General features: G+C 75.7%; 15 protein-coding genes. 12 read left to right on the top strand and 3 right to left on the bottom strand.

The window, feature by feature from the left end:
• The first annotated feature begins 4 nt into the window (after positions 1–4).
• The 5 genes from cobN to LH62_RS09050 are packed head-to-tail and all read left to right on the top strand — an operon-like array spanning position 5 to position 6,459.
• Positions 5–3,277, top strand: a complete 3,273-nt coding sequence (gene cobN, locus LH62_RS09070) for a cobaltochelatase subunit CobN (protein WP_043360712.1) — start codon at positions 5–7, stop codon at positions 3,275–3,277.
• The gene (locus LH62_RS32325) at positions 3,274–4,356 is read left to right on the top strand and encodes a hypothetical protein (protein WP_052214031.1); all 1,083 of its coding nucleotides are present in this window, start codon (positions 3,274–3,276) and stop codon (positions 4,354–4,356) included. Before cobN ends, LH62_RS32325 begins: the two co-directional genes overlap by 4 nt.
• Complete coding sequence (locus LH62_RS09060) at positions 4,353–4,979, top strand: precorrin-8X methylmutase (RefSeq protein WP_043360710.1); 627 nt, start codon at positions 4,353–4,355, stop codon at positions 4,977–4,979. Before LH62_RS32325 ends, LH62_RS09060 begins: the two co-directional genes overlap by 4 nt.
• Before the next feature lie 8 nt (positions 4,980–4,987).
• Positions 4,988–5,710, top strand: coding sequence for a precorrin-2 C(20)-methyltransferase (locus LH62_RS09055; protein WP_236552511.1), 723 nt, complete (start codon positions 4,988–4,990; stop codon positions 5,708–5,710).
• On the top strand, positions 5,707–6,459 hold the full coding sequence (locus LH62_RS09050; protein WP_043360706.1) for a precorrin-3B C(17)-methyltransferase: 753 nt from the start codon (positions 5,707–5,709) through the stop codon (positions 6,457–6,459). Before LH62_RS09055 ends, LH62_RS09050 begins: the two co-directional genes overlap by 4 nt.
• Here the strand turns inward: LH62_RS09050 and LH62_RS09045 are convergent.
• A complete protein-coding gene (locus tag LH62_RS09045) occupies positions 6,432–7,181 on the bottom strand; it encodes a cobalt-precorrin-6A reductase (RefSeq protein WP_043360705.1) in 750 nt (249 codons plus the stop codon). The two genes, LH62_RS09050 and LH62_RS09045, sit on opposite strands and share 28 nt — an antisense overlap.
• Between LH62_RS09045 and LH62_RS09040 the strand changes: the two genes are divergently transcribed.
• Genes LH62_RS09040 through cobM form a run of 3 tightly spaced genes read left to right on the top strand, consistent with a single transcriptional unit; the run spans position 7,180 to position 9,547 of the window.
• Complete coding sequence (locus LH62_RS09040; protein WP_043360703.1) at positions 7,180–8,400, top strand: bifunctional cobalt-precorrin-7 (C(5))-methyltransferase/cobalt-precorrin-6B (C(15))-methyltransferase; 1,221 nt, start codon at positions 7,180–7,182, stop codon at positions 8,398–8,400. The genes LH62_RS09045 and LH62_RS09040 overlap by 2 nt on opposite strands.
• Positions 8,397–8,789, top strand: coding sequence for a cobalamin biosynthesis protein (locus tag LH62_RS09035; RefSeq protein ID WP_043365437.1), 393 nt, complete (start codon positions 8,397–8,399; stop codon positions 8,787–8,789). Before LH62_RS09040 ends, LH62_RS09035 begins: the two co-directional genes overlap by 4 nt.
• A complete protein-coding gene (gene cobM, locus LH62_RS09030; protein WP_043360701.1) occupies positions 8,786–9,547 on the top strand; it encodes a precorrin-4 C(11)-methyltransferase in 762 nt (253 codons plus the stop codon). The genes LH62_RS09035 and cobM overlap by 4 nt, the downstream gene beginning before the upstream one ends.
• Here the strand turns inward: cobM and LH62_RS09025 are convergent.
• Positions 9,514–10,605, bottom strand: coding sequence for a cobalt-precorrin-5B (C(1))-methyltransferase (locus tag LH62_RS09025; RefSeq protein WP_043360700.1), 1,092 nt, complete (start codon positions 10,603–10,605; stop codon positions 9,514–9,516). The genes cobM and LH62_RS09025 overlap by 34 nt on opposite strands.
• 47 nt (positions 10,606–10,652) lie before the next feature.
• Here LH62_RS09025 and LH62_RS09020 point away from each other — a divergent pair, with 47 nt between their 5' ends.
• Genes LH62_RS09020 through LH62_RS09005 form a run of 4 tightly spaced genes read left to right on the top strand, consistent with a single transcriptional unit; the run spans position 10,653 to position 14,323 of the window.
• Positions 10,653–11,957 (top strand): cobyrinate a,c-diamide synthase, encoded by a 1,305-nt coding sequence (locus LH62_RS09020; protein ID WP_043360699.1) that lies wholly within the window; start codon positions 10,653–10,655, stop codon positions 11,955–11,957.
• Positions 11,954–12,952 carry a nicotinate-nucleotide--dimethylbenzimidazole phosphoribosyltransferase gene (cobT, locus tag LH62_RS09015; RefSeq protein WP_043360698.1) on the top strand — a complete coding sequence of 333 codons (999 nt, stop codon included), beginning with the start codon at positions 11,954–11,956 and terminating at the stop codon, positions 12,950–12,952. Before LH62_RS09020 ends, cobT begins: the two co-directional genes overlap by 4 nt.
• Positions 12,949–13,725 (top strand): adenosylcobinamide-GDP ribazoletransferase, encoded by a 777-nt coding sequence (cobS, locus tag LH62_RS09010; protein ID WP_052214027.1) that lies wholly within the window; start codon positions 12,949–12,951, stop codon positions 13,723–13,725. Before cobT ends, cobS begins: the two co-directional genes overlap by 4 nt.
• A gap of 4 nt (positions 13,726–13,729) precedes the next feature.
• Positions 13,730–14,323: a histidine phosphatase family protein gene (locus tag LH62_RS09005; protein ID WP_052214025.1), complete on the top strand. Its 594-nt coding sequence runs from the start codon at positions 13,730–13,732 to the stop codon at positions 14,321–14,323.
• Here LH62_RS09005 and LH62_RS09000 read toward each other — a convergent pair.
• Positions 14,286–16,049, bottom strand: a complete 1,764-nt coding sequence (locus tag LH62_RS09000; protein WP_043360697.1) for an NAD(P)/FAD-dependent oxidoreductase — start codon at positions 16,047–16,049, stop codon at positions 14,286–14,288. The genes LH62_RS09005 and LH62_RS09000 overlap by 38 nt on opposite strands.
• Positions 16,050–16,106: the final 57 nt, after the last annotated feature.

Genomic DNA, 16,106 nt, shown 5'->3' with positions numbered 1-16,106 from the left:
GCCGATGCACATCCTCAACACCACCACCGCCGGGCTGGAGGAGCTGGCGGAGCCGGTCGATCTCCGCCAGCCCCCGGCGCCGATGGCGGTGCTGAGCTTCAGCGACAGCGACCTCGCCGGCCTCGCCGCCGCCTGGGAGGCGGAACGCGCCGTCCTCCCCGCCCTCCGCCTCGCCCCGCTCCGCCAGCTGCGCCACCCGATGTCGGTCGATCTCTGGCTCGACCGCACCGCCTCCGGCGCGCGGGTGATCCTGCTCCGCCTGCTCGGCGGCCTCGACTGGTGGCGCTACGGCGCCGAGCAACTGGCGGAACTCTGCCGCGCCCGCCGCATCGCCCTCGCCGTCCTCCCCGGCGAGGACCGCGACGACCCGCGCCTCCCCGCCCTCTCCACCCTGCCCGCCGCCGAATGCGACGCCCTTCTCGGCTATTTCCGCGAGGGCGGGCCGGACAACATGCGCGCCCTGCTGCGCCGCCTCGCCTCCCATGCCGGCACGCCGCTCCCCGCCCCGCCGCCGCAGCCGATGCCCCGCGCCGCCGGCTGGCTCCCCGCCGAGGGCACGGTCTCCATCACCCGCCTCGCCGCCAGCCTGCCGCCCGGCCGCCCGGTGGTGCCGATCCTCTTCTATCGCTCCGTCCTGCTCGCCGCCGACGCCGCCCCCATCGCCGCCCTCGCCGAAGCCCTCTCCGCCCGCGGCCTCGCCCCAGCCCCGATTTTCCTCGCCAGCCTGAAGGAGCCCGCCTCCCGCGAGGTGCTCCGCGCCGCCCTCGCCACCCTCAGGCCCGACCTCATCCTCACCACCACCGCCTTCGCCGAGGCGGAGGACCCGATCCTCCCCACCCCCGGCGTCCCCGTGCTGCAAGCGGTGATGGCGACGACCGCGCGCGCAGCCTGGCAGGCGAGCCCGCGCGGCCTCGGCGCCGCCGACCTCGCCATGCATGTCGTCCTGCCCGAACTCGACGGCCGCATCCTCGCCGGCGCCATCGCCTTCAAGGCACCGGCCGAGGACCCGAGCTTCCCCCGCCAGGCCAACCGCCCCGAGCCCGACCGCATCGCGGCGCTGGCCGACCGCGCCGCCGCCCTCATCCGCCTCCGCCGCACCCCGCCCGCCGACCGCCGCCTTGCCCTTCTCCTGCCCGACTACCCTGGCGCCGGCGGCCGCACCGGCTATGCGGTCGGCCTCGACGTGCCCGCCAGCCTGCTCGCTCTCTGCGAGAACCTGCGCACCGCCGGCTACACCCTCGCCCCGCCCCCCGCCGATGCCCGCAGCCTCCTCGCCGCCCTCGACGCGACAGTCCCCGGCCTCACCCTCGCCGCCTACCGCGCCCTCCTGCCGCCCGCGCTGACGGCCGCCATCGACGCCGCCTGGGGCCCGCCCGAGGCCGATCCCGATTGCCGCGACGGCGCCTTCCACCACCGCGCTCTCCGCCTCGGTGCCGTCACCATCGCCGTCGCCCCCGACCGCGGCCGCACCGCCGAGCGCCGCGCCGAGTACCACGACCCGGCCCTGCCGCCCCGCCACGCCCTGCTCGCCTTCGGCCTTTGGCTGCGCCACGCGCTCGACATCCACGCCCTCGTCCACATGGGCGCCCACGGCACGCTCGAATGGCTGCCCGGCAAGGCCGTCGCCCTCTCGCAAAACTGCTTCCCGGAGGCAGTGCTCGGCCCGCTCCCCGTCCTCTACCCCTTCCTCGTCTCCAACCCCGGCGAGGCCGCCCAGGCGAAGCGCCGCATCGCCGCCGTCACCCTCGGCCACCTGCCGCCCCGCCTCGCCGGCCCCGGCCTCACCGGCCCCGCCCGCGCGCTCGAGGCCCTGCTCGACGAATTCGCCGCCGCCGACGGCCTCGACCGCCGCCGCCGCGACCGCCTCGCTCGCCTCATCCACCAAGCCGCGGCGGAGGCCGCCCCCGGCGCCCTCCCACCCCTCGGCGACCAGCCCGATGAAGCCCTCCGCCGCCTCGACGCCTGGCTCTGCGACCTGAAGGAGCTGGCGATCAAGGACGGCCTCCACGTCTTCGGCCGCGCCGACCCTGCCGACCCGCCCGAGCGCGCCGCCAGCGCCGCCGCCGAGCGCGCGGCCCTGCTCGCCGCCCTCGACGGCCGCCACATCCCGGCCGGCCCCGGCGGCGCCCCCGCCCGCGGCCGCACCGATGTCCTGCCCACCGGCCGCAACCTCCACGCCGCCGACCCCCGCACCCTGCCGACGCCGACCGCCATGGAACTCGGCCGCCTCGCCGCCGCCGAGGTGCTGAGCCTCTACCAGCAGGAGCAGGGCGAGATGCCCCGCAGCCTGGTCCTCGACCTCTGGGGCAGCGCGACCCTCCGCACCGGCGGCGAGGAGATCGCCCAGGGCCTCGCCCTGATGGGCTGCCGCCCGAGCTGGGACGCCGCCACCGGCCGCGTCACCGGCATCGAGGTCCTGCCCCCCGCCAGCATGGGCCGGCCGCGCGTCGACGTGACCTGGCGCGTCTCCGGCCTGTTCCGCGACCTCTTCCCCGCCCAGATCGCGCTCATCGACGCCGCCACCCGCGCCGTCGCCGCCCGTGACGAAAGCCCGGCCGAGAACCCCTTGGCCGCCGCCCACCGCGCCGAGGCACCGCTCGCCCGCATCTTCGGCAGCGCCCCCGGCGCCTATGGCGCAGGCCCCGAGGACGCCCTCGCCTCCGGCGCCTGGACCGCCCGCGAGGAACTCGGCCGCGCCTATCTCGCCGCCGCCTCCCACGCCTATGGCGGCCCCGGCGGCGAAGCAACGCCCGCCCCCGGAGCCTTCGCCACCCGCCTGGCCGAGGCCGCCGCCCTGGTCCATACCGGCGACGACCCCGGCCGCGACCTGCTGGAGGGTGGCGCCGACGCCGCGCATATCGGCGGCTTCGCCTCCGCCGCCGCCCTGCTCGGCACCAGCCCCGCCCTCATCACCCTCGACACCACCGACCCCGCCCGCCCCCGCGCCCGCCCGCTCGCCACGGCTCTCGCCCGCCTCGTCCAGGGCCGCGCCATCGACCCGCGCTTCATCGCCGGCCAGATGCGCCACGGCCCGCGCGGCGCCGCCGAACTGGCCGAAACGGTGGACCGCCTCGTCGCCTTCGCCGAGACCACCGACGCCGTCCCCGGCACCCTGCTCGACCTCGTCCACGACGCCTATCTCGGCGACCCGGTCGTCCGCGCCTTCCTCCTCCACGAGAACCCCGCCGCCGCCCGCGCCATCGCGCTGCGCTTCAGCGATGCCCGCCGCCGCGGCCTCTGGCACCCCCGCCGCAACGACGTGGAGCTTGGCCTATGACGCCCCGCGGCGCCTGCCCCAGCCTCGCCACGCCGATGCCGACCGGCGACGGGTTGCTCGCCCGCATCCCCGCCGGCCCCATGCCCCCCGCCCGCTGGATTGCCCTCGCTGAAACCGCCGCCACCTTCGGCAACGGCCACATCGAGATCACCGCCCGCGGCAATCTCCAGGTCCGCGGCCTGACGCCCGCGACGGTCGCCCCTTTCACAATGGCGATCGGCGAGGGCTGGCCCACCGACCCGCTCATCACCCGCTCCCCACTCGCCGGCCTCGACCCGACCGAGCAGGCCGACCCCCGCCCCTTGGCCGCAGCCATCCGCGCCGCCGCACCGCCCCTGCCGCCGAAATTCGCCATCGCCGTCGATGGCGGCGGCGCCCTGCATCTCGACGCCCTCCCCGCTGACCTCCGCCTGACCGCGACCACCACCGGCTGGGTCCTGCAGGACGGCGACGCCCTCCTCCCCCCGCTGCCCGAGGCCGAAGCCCTCGCCACCCTCGTCGCCCGCCTCGCCGACCCGACCCGTCGCAGCCGCCTGCCCCCGAGGCCGCGCCCGCCCGCCGAGCCGCTCGGCCTCCACCATCTCCGCCACGGCCTCGCCCTCGGCATCGCCGGCGCCTTCGAGGCCCCCCGCCTCGCCGCCTATGCCGAAGCCGCCGCCACTGCCGGCGCCACCGCCCTGACCGGCGCCCCCGGCCGCGCCCTGCTCGCCCTCGGCCCGCTGGACCCGGCCCCCCTGCGCGCCGCCGCCCACCGCCTCGGCCTCATCACCGCGCCGGACGACCCCCGCCGCCGCATCGCCGCCTGCGCCGGCCGCCCCGCCTGCGCCTCGGCCACCATCGCCACCCGCCCCCTCGCCGAAGCCCTCGCCCCGCACCTCCCGCCCGGCCTCACGCTGCACCTCTCCGGCTGCCCCAAGGGCTGCGCCCATCCCGGCCGCGCCGCGCTCACCCTGGTCGGCATCGAGGGCCGCATCGGCCTCGTGCCCGGCGGCACGGCGCGTGATAGGCCAGCCCGCATGCTCGATGCCGAGGCCATCCCCGACCTGATTGCCAGCCTGCAGGATGCCACCGCGCCATGATCGACTACCTCCGCGACGGCGCAGCCATCTACCGCCGCTCCTTCGCCATCATCCGCGAGGAGGCAGACCTCGCTGGCTTCTCCCCCGACGAGGCGGAGGTCGCCATCCGCATGATCCACGCCTGCGGCATGGTCGAGGCCGCCCGCCACATCGCCTTCGCCCCCGGCCTCGTCGAATCGGCTCGCACCGCGCTCGCCGCCGGCGCCCCCATCCTCTGCGACGCGCAGATGGTCGCCCATGGCATCACCCGCGCCCGCCTCCCCGCCGCGAACGAGGTGATCTGCACCCTCCAGGACCCCCGCACCCCCGCCCTTGCCACGGCACAGGCCACCACCCGCTCGGCGGCGGCGATGTCGCTCTGGGGCGAGCGCCTGGGCGGCGCGCTGGTCGCCATCGGCAACGCGCCCACCGCCCTCTTCCACCTGCTCGAGATGCTGGACGCCGGCGCCCCCCGCCCCGCCGCGATCATCGGCATGCCCGTCGGCTTCGTCGGCGCGGCGGAATCGAAGCAGGCGCTGGAGGAAAGCCGCCTCGGCATCCCCTGGGCCGTCGTCCGCGGACGCCTGGGCGGCAGCGCGATGACGGCCGCCGCGGTCAACGCCCTCGCCAGGCCCGGGCTATGACCATGCCTATGAGCGGCCGCCTCTACGGCCTCGGCACCGGCCCCGGCGACCCGGAGCTGCTGACGCTGAAGGCCGCGCGCATCCTCGAGTCCGTCGACGTCGTCGCGCATTTCGCCAAGCGCGGCGCCCCCGGCAATGCCCGCCGCACCGTCGCCGCCCGCCTGCGCGCGGAGGCGGTCGAGCTGCCCCTGCTCTACCCCGTCACCACCGAGCTGCCGCGCCACTCCGCCGGCTACCGTGCGCAGATCGAGGAATTCTACGCAGCCTCCGCCGCCGCCGTCGCCGCGCATCTCGAGGCCGGCCGCAGCGTCGCCGTGCTGAGCGAGGGCGACCCGCTCTTCTACGGCTCCTACATGCACCTGCATGTCCGCCTCGCCCCGCACTACCCGACCGAGGTGGTACCCGGCGTCACCGGCATGTCCGCCTGCTGGTCCATGGCCGGCACGCCCGTGGCGCAGGGTGACGACGTGCTGATGGTCCTGCCCGGCATGCTGGACGATGCCGAGCTGCGCCGCCGCCTCGCCACCGCCGAGGCCGTCGTCATAATGAAGGTCGGCCGCAACCTCCCCCGCATCCGCGCGGCGCTGGCCGCGACGGGTCGCCTCGACGGCGCCATCTATGTCGAGCGCGGCAGCATGGACGCCGCCGCCGTCCTCCCGCTCGCCGCCCGCGACAACGCCCCCGCCCCCTATTTCTCTATCATCCTCGTCCCCGGCTGGGCGGGCGCGTGAGCCGGCTCGACGTCATCGGCCTCGGCCCCGGCGGCGCCGGCCTGCGCACGCCCGAAGCCGAGGCCGCCCTCGCCTCGGCCGCGATGCTCTTCGGCTACGGTCCTTATCTCGACCGCGTCCCGCATCGCCCCGGCCAGTCCCGCCACCCCTCCGACAACCGCGTCGAACTCGCCCGCGCGCAGGCCGCGCTAACGGTCGCCGCGGAGGGTGCCACCGTCGCCATGGTCACCGGCGGCGATCCCGGAGTCTTCGCCATGGCCGCCGCCGTCTGCGAGGCGATCGAATCCGGCCCGCCCGCCTGGCGCGGCATCGACCTCGCCATCCACCCTGGCATCACCGCCATGCTGGCGCTGGCCGCCCGCACCGGCGCCCCGCTTGGCGGCGATTTCTGTGCACTTTCCCTCTCCGACAACCTGAAGCCCTGGCCGCTGATCGAGCGCCGCCTCGCCGCCGCCGCCGGCGCCGGCTTCGCCCTCGCCCTCTACAACCCGGTCAGCCGCGCCCGTCCCTGGCAACTCGGCGCGGCGCTGGCCCTGCTGCGCGAGCAGCTGCCAGTTGCGACGCCCGTCATTTTCGGCCGCGCCGTCGCCCGGCCCGACGAGGCCATCCGCATCACGACGCTGGCCGAGGCCGACCCGCTCTGGGCCGACATGGCGACCTGCCTCCTGGTCGGCACCGCCGAAACCCGCCTCGTCCCGCGCGACAGCCGCCCACCCCTCGTCTACACCCCGCGCCGCGCCGCCCAATGACCGATCCACGCGCACGCCTCCGCCACCGAGCCGACGGAAGGCACTTCCGGCAGCACCGGCCGCGCCAGCATCACCACGCGGATCCCAAGCTCCCGCGCCGCCGCGATCTTCCCGTAGGTCGCCGCGCCGCCGCTGTTCTTGCAGACGATGCGCTCAATGCGGTGCGTCTCCAGCATCGCCCGCTCCTCGGCTACGTCGAACGGCCCGCGCCCCAGCAGATAGGCCGCGCGCGGCACCCCAAGCTTCGGCTCGATCGGATCGACGCTGCGGATCAGGTAGTCGTGCTGCGGCGCTGCGACGAAGCCCGCCACCTCCTGCCGCCCGAGCGCGAGGAAGACGCGCCGCGACGCCTTGCCCAGCGCCGCGACGGCGGCCGTCCCATCGGGCACCTCCATCCAATCATCCCTTTCGACGCGCCGCCAGGCCGGCCGCCGCAGCGCAAGCAGCGCAACGCCCGCGATCGCCGCAGCCTCCGCCGCATGCGCCGAGATGGTCGCCGCGTAAGGATGCGTCGCATCGACCAGCAACCCGACCCCCTCGCTGCGCAGATGCTCGACGAGCCCCGCCACCCCGCCGAAGCCCCCCACCCGCACCGGCACCGGCTGCCGCACGGGCACCGCCGTCCGCCCGGCCAGCGACAAGGTCACGTCGAACCCCGCCAGCGCCCCGGCCAGCTCCCGCGCCTCGGTCGTCCCGCCCAGGATGAGGATGCGTCGCGTCATGGCTGAGCCATCCCGCGGATCGCCCTGGCTGTCCATCATCGGCCTCGGCGAGGAGGGCATCGCCGGCCTCTCCCCCGCCGCCGCCGAGCGTCTTTCGGCAGCGAGGCTCGTCTTCGGCGGCACCCGCCACCTCGCCCTCGCCCGCCCCCTGCTCCGCGGCAAGGCCCATCCCTGGCCGAGCCCCTTCAGCATCGCGCCCGTATTGGCCGCCCGCGGCCAGCCGGTCGCCGTCCTCGCCTCCGGCGACCCGATGCTGCACGGCGTCGGCGCCACCCTGCTCCGCGCCGTCCCGCCGGCGGAGGCGCTGGTCCTCCCCGCCCCCTCCGCCTTCAGCCTCGCCGCCGCCCACCTCGGCTGGCCTCTGGCCGAGGCGACCACCCTCTCCCTCCACGCCCGCCCGCAGGAGGCACTGCGCCCCCACCTCCACCCCGGCGCCCGCCTCCTGGTGCTGACCTCCGACGCCACCTCCCCCGCCGCCATCGCCGCGCTGCTGACGGCTGACGGCTTCGGCGAGAGCCTGGTGACGGTCCTTGAAGCCCTCGGCGGCCCGCAGGAGCGCATCCGCCGGACGACCGCAGAGGGCTTCGCCCTCCCCGACATTCACCCCCTCAACTTGCTCGCCCTGGAGATCGCCGCCGGCCCATCGTCGCGCCCGATCTCCCGTACCCCCGGCCTGCCCGACGCCGCCTTCGAGCATGACGGCCAGATCACCAAGCGCGAGATCCGCGCCGTTACCCTCTCGGCGCTGGCTCCGCTGCGCGGCGAACTGCTCTGGGACATCGGTGCCGGTGCCGGCTCCATCGCCATCGAGTGGATGCTGGCCGACCCCTCGCTCTGCGCCATCGCCCTCGAGCCGCGCCCCGACCGCGCCGCCCGCATCCGCCGCAACGCCCTCGCCCTCGGCGTCCCCGCCCTGCGGATCGTCGAAGGCACAGCGCCCACCGCCCTCGCCGATCTGCCCCCACCGGATGCCATCTTCCTCGGCGGCGGCGCCACCGATCCCGGCGTGATGGAGGCGGTCCTCGCCGCCCTCCCTTCGGGCGGCCGCCTCGTCGCCAATGCCATCACCCTGGAGACCGAGGCCCTGCTCCTAACCCGCCATGCCGCACTCGGCGGCGAGCTGCTGCGCCTTGCCGTCAGCCGCGCCGCGCCGGTCGGCGGGATGACCGGCTGGCGCCCCGCCATGCCCGTCACCCAATGGTCCTGGCGGAAGCCATGAGCCTCATCGCCGGCTTCGGCTGCCGCCGCGGCGCCCCCGCCGATTCCGTCGCCGCCGCCCTCGCCGCCGCGCTGGACGCCGCCGGCCGCACCCCCGCCGCACTGACCGCGCTTGCCACCAGCACCGCCAAATCCGCCGAACCCGGCCTCCAGACGATCGCGGCCCGGCTCGCCCTCCCCCTCACCCCGCTGCCGGATGCGGCGCTGATGGCCGCCGCCCCCGCCTGCCTCACTGCCTCTTCCCGCGTCCAAGCCCTGACCGGCCTCCCCTGCCTCGCCGAAGCCGCCGCCCTCGCCGCCGCCGGCCCCGGCGCCCGCCTGCTCGGCCCGCGCCAGTCGGCCGGGGGCCTCGCCACCTGCGCCCTGGCCACCACGGAGCCCGCCCCATGACCGTGCATTTCATCGGCGCCGGCCCCGGCGCCGCCGACCTCATCACCCTCCGCGCGCGGGACCTCATCGCCGCCTGCCCGGTCTGCCTCTATGCCGGCTCCGTCGTCGCCCCCGCCGTGCTCGCGCACTGCCCGCCCGGCGCCCGGCTGGTCGACACCGCCCCGCTCTCCCTCGACGCCATCGAGGCCGAATGCCTCGCCGCCCACGCAGCCGGCCAGGACGTCGCCCGCCTGCATTCCGGCGACCTCTCGATCTACTCCGCGCTCGCCGAGCAGAAGCGCCGCCTGGAGCACCACGGCATCCCCGTGACGATGACGCCCGGCGTCCCCGCCTTCGCCGCCGCCGCCGCCGCCCTCGGCTGCGAACTCACGGTGCCGGAAATCGCGCAAAGTCTGGTGCTGACCCGCATGCCCGGCCGCGCCTCCGCCATGCCCTCGGGCGAGACGCTCGCCGCCTTCGGCGCCACCGGCGCGACGCTCGCCATCCACCTCGCCGTGACCCAGCTCCCCCGCATCGTCAAGGAACTGACGCCCCTCTACGGCGCCACCTGCCCCGCCGCCGTTGTGGTCCGCGCCACCTGGCCGGATGAGCGGATCATCCGCGGCACCCTCGCCGACATCGCCCCCCGCACGGCGGAGGCGGGCATCGACCGCATGGCCCTCATCCTCATCGGCCCGGCGCTGGCCACCCACGCCACCGAAAGCGCCCTCTACTCCGAGGGCTATCAGCGCCGCTTCCGCGGGCTGGAGGGTGCATGACCGCTCGGGGCGAAATCCGCGCGGCCCATCAGCCGCCCCTCCCGGTCGAAGACCACAACCTCCAGCGCAATGCCAGGATCATCGAGCACCCCCGCCGCCACCCGCCAGGCTCCGGCCGCGATCGCCTCGCCAAGCCCCGGCACGAGGGAAAAAGCCTCCGCTACCGTATTCGCCCCCCGCACCCGCTCGCCGAGCGCTGCATCGCCGACCAGCGCCGCCAGCGCCTCCATATCCGCCGCTCCGCGCTTCGAGTGCAGGTCGAGCATCCCCTGCGCCAGCTTGGTCATCTTGGCGACGCCGCCCGCGACGGTGACCCGCTCCACCGGATGCCGCCGCAGGTACTTCAGCATCCCACCGACGAAATCCCCCATCTCGATCAGCGCGACATCGGGCAGCCCATGCAGCCCCCGCACCGCCGCCTCCGAGGCCGCCCCCGTCGCCCCCGCCACATGGCCGAGGCCGCTCGCCCTTGCGACATCGATGCCGCGATGGATGCTGTCGATCCAGGCCGCGCAGGAATAGGGCACCACAATCCCCGTCGTGCCGAGGATCGAGAGCCCGCCGACGATCCCAAGCCGCCCGTTCAGCGTCCGCTCCGCCAGCACCTCCCCACCGGGGATGGAAATCTCCACCTCCGCATCCGCCCCCGCCGGCGCCACCTCCTCGAGCGCCTCCCGCATCATCCGCCGCGGCACCGGGTTGATGGCCGGCTCCCCCGGCGGGAGCGGCAGCCCCGGCCTTGTCACGGTGCCCACCCCTGGGCCCGCCCGGAAGCGCAGCCCGCTCCCCGCGGGCAACGGCCGCACCGTCGCCAGCACCAGCGCGCCATGCGTCACGTCGGGGTCGTCCCCCGCATCCTTGACGACCCCCGCCACCGCCCCGCCCGCGACGAATTCCCCCCGCGCCAGGGCGAAGGCCGGCCGTTGCCCGCCCGGCAGGGTGATCGTCACCGGATCAGGGAAGCTGCCGGTGCGCAGCGCGACGAAAGCCGCCTTCGCCGCCGCCGTCGCGCAGGCGCCGGTCGTCCAGCCACGGCGAAGGGGGGCGGGCGCATCCATTCCCCCCGACCTAGGGCCGATCCCGCCCCCTGTCACCGGCCCCACCCATGACCGCCCCCGGCCTGCTCATCGCCGCCCCCCGCTCCGGTGCCGGCAAGACCACGGTGACGCTCGCCCTGCTGGCCGCGCTGCGCGCCCGCGGCCTCGCCATCCGCGCCGCGAAGGCCGGGCCGGACTATATCGACACGGCCTTCCACGCCGCCGCCACCGGCCGCCCCGGCCTCAACCTCGACAGCTGGGCCATGCCGCCCCCGCTGCTCGCCGCGCTGGCCGCCGAGGCCGCCACCGGCGCCGACCTGCTCCTGGTCGAAGGCGCCATGGGCCTGTTCGACGGCATCGCCGGCCCGCCCGGCCGCACAGGCGCCGCCGCCGACCTCTGCGCCCGCCTCGGCCTCCCCGTGCTGCTGGTGCTCGACGTCACCGGCCAGGCCCAATCCGCCGCCGCCCTCCTCCGCGGCTTCGCCTCGCATGACCCCGCCACCCGCATCGCCGGCGTGGTGCTGAACCGCACCGGCAGCGACCGCCACCGCCGCATGGTGGAAGCCGCAATTGCTCCCCTCGGCATCCCCGTCCTCGGCGCCATCCCCCGCGCCGCGCCGCCTGCCCTGCCGGAGCGCCATCTCGGCCTCGTCCAGGCCGAGGAACACCCGGCCCTCGCCGAGACCCTCGCCGCACTCGCCGCACTCGCCGAACGCCACCTCGACCTCGACGCCCTCCAGGCCCTCGCCCGCCCTATCCCCCCTGCTTCGGCCACCACGCCGCGCCTCGCCCCACCCGGCCAGCGCATCGCCCTCGCCCGTGACGAAGCCTTCTCCTTCCTCTACGCCCATATCCTCGCCGCCTGGCGCGCCGCCGGGGCCGAGCTGCACCCCTTCTCCCCCCTCGCCGACGAGCCCCCGCCCGACCACTGCGACACCTGCTGGCTCCCCGGCGGCTACCCCGAGCTGCACGCCCCCCGCCTCGCCGCCGCCGGGCGCTTCCTCGCCGGCCTCCGCCGCTTCGCCGCCACCCGCCCGGTCCATGGCGAGTGCGGCGGCTACATGGTCCTCGGCCAGGGCATCGAGGATGCCGAGGGTACCCGCCAGGCCATGGCCGGCCTGCTCGGCCATGCCAGCAGCTTCGCCCGCCGCCGCCTGCATCTCGGCTACCGCGAGGCCCGCCTCCTCGCCGACGGCAGCCTCTGGCGCGGCCATGAATTCCACTACGCCACCGTCCTCGACCCCACCGCCGACCCGCCCTTCGCGGAACTCCGCAACGCCGAGGGCGACCCGCTCGGCCCCGCGGGCGGCCGCCGCGGCCGGGTGAGCGGCAGCTTCTTCCACCTCATCGCCCCCGCGGAGCCCACCGCATGACCGCCGACGCCGCCCAGCAGCGCCTCGATTCCCTCGCCAAGCCCCAGGGCAGCCTCGGCCGCCTGGAACGTCTTGCCCGCCGCCTCGCCGAAACCCAGGGCACCATCACGCCCGCAACCCGCCCCCGCCGCCTCGTCGTCTTCGCCGGCGACCACGGCGTGGTGGCCGAAGGCGTCGGCCTCTGGCCCGCCGAGGTGACGGCCGCGATGATGCGGCTGATGCTTGACGGCCGCTCCACCTGCGCCGCCCTCGCCCGCGCCTCCGGCACCGAATTCCTGCTGATCGACGCCGGCTCCAAGGCCCCCGCCTTCCCGCCCCAGCCCGGCTACCAGGACCGGCGCATCGCGGAGGGCACCGCCAACCTCGCCCGCGAACCCGCCATGACCCTCGCCGGGTTCGACGCCGCCTGGACCCTCGGCACCCACGCCGCCGAGGAGGCCGCTGCCGAGGGCATCCGCGTCCTCGCCATCGGCGAGATGGGCATCGGCAACACCACCGCCGCCGCCTGCCTCGCCGCCCTGCTGACCGGCGCCGAACCCGCCACGATGGTCGGCCCCGGCGCCGGCGCCACGCCGGAGAGCCTCGCCCGCAAGCACGCCGCCGTCGCCGCCGCCCTCGCCCGCGCCCATGCGGAACCAGACCCACGCCGCGCCATCGCCGGCCTCGCCGGCTACGAGATCGCCGCCATGGCCGGCTGCATCGCCGCCGCCTCGCACCTCGGCATGACCCTGGTCCTCGACGGCTTCATCACCGCCGCCGCCGCCCTCGTCGCCCGCGCCCTGGAGCCCGATGCGCTCCGCACCGCCATCGCCGCCCATCGCGGCGAGGAGCCCGGCCACGCCCCGGCGCTGGCCGCCCTCGGCCTCGAGCCCTTCCTCGACTGGCAGCTCCGCCTCGGCGAGGGCAGCGGCGCCCTCCTGCTGCTCCCCCTGCTCGACGCCGCCGCCGCCCTGCTGCGCGATGTGGCGACGCTCGCCGAGGTCACCGGCGGATGACCTCCGGCTGGCCGCGCGCCGCCGCCACCGCCCTGCAATTCCTGACGCGCCTGCCCATCCCCGGCGGCGCCAGCGCCGACCCCGCGCATTTCGAGGCCGATCTCGCCCGCGCCCTCACGCTCTTTCCGCTGATGGGCGCGCTGATCGGCGCCCTTGCCGCCGCTGCACTCTGGCTCGCGTCCCAGCTCTGGCCCCTGCCGCTGGCCATCCTCCTCGCCCTGGCGTTGGAAGCCCGCCTCACCGGCGCCCTGCATGAGGACGCCGTCGCCGATTTCTGTGACGGCTTCGGCGGCGGCCGCACGCCGGAGGACGTGCTCCGCATCATGAAGGACAGCCGCATCGGCGCCTTCGGCCTGCTCGGCCTCGCCTTCGCCCTGGCGCTCCGTACCGGCGGCCTGATCGCCCTCCCCGACGCCCCTACTGCCGTTGTCGCGCTGATCGTCTCCGGCTGGGCCGCTCGGCTGCTGATGTTGGCGGCGATGCTCGCCATCCCGCCCATGCCCGGCCGCGCCGGCCTCGGCGGCAGCGTCGCCCCGCAGGCGAAGCCACGCAGCCTCGCCCTCGCCCTGCTGCTCAGCCTGCCCGTGCCCCTGCTCGGCCTTTGGTGGGATGCCCGGGCGACGCTGCTCGCCCTGTTCGCCGCCGCCCTGTTCCTCGCCTGGTTCCGCCGCTTGGTGTTGCGGCATCTCGGCGGCAGCACCGGCGACTGCTTCGGCTTCGCCGGCTATGCCGGGCTGGTGCTGACCGGCCTCGCCTTCGCCGCCGGCCGCTGAGCCGATGCGCCTGCTCCTCCTTCGCCACACGAAGGTCGCCGCCTCCTGGCGCGCCCGCTGCTACGGCCAGAGCGAAGCCCCGCTCGGCGCCGAGGGCCGCGCCACTGCCCACCGCCTCGCTGCCCTCATCCCCGCCGCCGACGCCCTCCACGCCTCCCCATCCCGGCGCGCTGGCCTGCTCGCCGGCCTCATCGCCTGCCGCCACGCCCTCCCCATCCAGTGGGACCGCCGCCTGCTGGAACGCGACTTCGGCACCTGGGAAGGCCAGCCCTGGGACGCCATCTGGCAAGCCGAAGGCAGCGCCATGGACGGCATGATCGACGCGCCGGACCATTTCCGCCCCGGCGGCGGCGAGACGACGGATGAATTGGCCGCCCGCGCCTTCGCCTGGCTCGCCACCCTGCCGAGCGGCGCCTCGGTCATCGCCATCTCGCATGGCGGCCCCATTGCCGCCCTCGCCGGCCGCCTGCTCGGCCTCCCGGTGCGCGACTGGTTCGCCTGGCTACCCAAAGAAGGCAGCGGCCTCCTGATCGAGCGCCCCGCCGCCGGCCCGGCCCGCGTCACCCGCTGGCGAGCAAGCCCAGCTCCCGCCCCTTGATCTGCAAGGCCAGCACCTTCGAGAAGATGCGGCACTGCGCCAGCCCGCCCGCATGGAACCAAAGCCCCGGCTGCCCGGTCGGCCGCCACATGCCGTGCAGCTCGCCCTCCTCGTCATAGCCCCAGACGCGCCCGATCCGCGCGCCCACCGCCTCGCCGAGGATGCGCCGCGCCGATTCCGCCTGCCCCTCGTAGCCCGTCGCCAGCACGATCAGGTCGGCCGGCTTCACGCTGCCGTCGCGCAGCACCGCGCCCTCGGGCCCGAAGCGCTCGATATCGTCGAACTGCATCAGCCCGACGCGCCCCTCGACGATCATCTGCGAGCAGCCTGCATCGAAGTAATACCCGCCGCCGCGGCTCTGATACATGATCTGCCAGCCGCTCCCGTCCTCGCCCCATTGCAGGCGGAAGCCGCGCCGCTCCAGCCCTTCCAACATCTCGCGGTCGGCTTCCCGGTTGCGCTCCGTCATCAGCTGGTGCGCCCGCTTGTAGACGGGGAAGGGGAAGGATGTCGCCAGCAGGTCGCGGTCCTCGAAGGAGATGTCCTCGTCGTAGAGCGCATAGGGCGCCTGCGCCTCCTTCAGGCTGACGACGAGGGTCGGCCGCCGCTGCACCAGCGTCACCTCCGCCGCGCCCGAGACGGCGAGGTCCTGCGCCACGTCATGCCCCGAGGTCCCGGTGCCCAGCACCAGCGCCCGCTTGCCGCGCCAGTCGAGCCCGCTGCCATGCCGCCCGGAATGCGTCACCGTGCCGCGGAAGTCGCTGAGCCCCGGCAGGTCCGGCATCTTGGGCGTCGTGCTCGTGCCATTGGCGAAGACGATGTGCCGCGGCCGCATCCGCCGCTCCGTCCCGTCCGCCTTGCGCAGCAGCACGTCCCAGCACTGCGCCGCCTCGTCCCAATCACCCGAGACCAGCTCCGTCCCGGTCCAGACGTTGAGCTCCATCGCCTCGGCATAGAGCTCGAACCAGTTGGCCAGCATGTCCTTCGGGATGAAGACCGGCCAGCTCTTGGGGAAGGGCATGTAGGGCAGGTGATTGACCCGCGTCTCATTGTGCAGCGTCAGCGCGTGGTAGCGCCGCCGCCAACTGTCGCCGATGCGTCCCTCCCGCTCCACCACCAGCGTATCGACGCCGAGCAGCGTGAGCCGCGCGGCGACGGAAAGCCCCGCCTGCGCCGCCCCCACCACCAGCACCGCCGGGTCGCGGTCGGCATAGGCCCGCGCGCGATTGCGCCGGTCGAGCCAGTTCTCCCCGCCGAAATTCCGCCGCCAGTCGACATCCTGCCAGCGCTTGCCATCGGCCGGGTCCTCATGCCCGCGGATCTCGTCGAGCGCCGTCATCAGCGTCCAGGCCCGCGGCCCGCCCGCCTCCTGCACCAGCCGGACGACGCCGTTGCACGGCCCCACCACGGTCTCGAAGCTGAAGATCGCCTCGACCGCCTCGGTGCCGGCCCGCCGCACCACCCGCGGCGGCGTCCGCCCTTCGGCCAGCCTCACATCGCGCGGCGCCATGGCCGCGAGGCAGGGTTGCAGCCGCCCGGCAATCGCCTCCGCCCCCGAGACGGTATGCAGCTCCCAGGTGAAGGCGAGTAGGTCCCGCCAATGGCATTCCGTGGCGAAGAGCGCCGCGATCCGCGCCGCCTCGCCCGCCTCCAGTGCCGCGGCAAACTCATCGAGCCAGGTTGCGGCCGTCGCCTCGGCCGACCGGCCGGTCAGGATGCCATCCATGGGCTGCGCTCCTCCAGCCAGCCTTCGTCCCAGGCCGGCATCGCTTTCCAGGCGATG

Source organism: Belnapia sp. F-4-1, assembly GCF_000802185.1.
GTDB lineage: Bacteria > Pseudomonadota > Alphaproteobacteria > Acetobacterales > Acetobacteraceae > Belnapia.
This window is presented reverse-complemented; position numbering and strand designations above follow the sequence as displayed.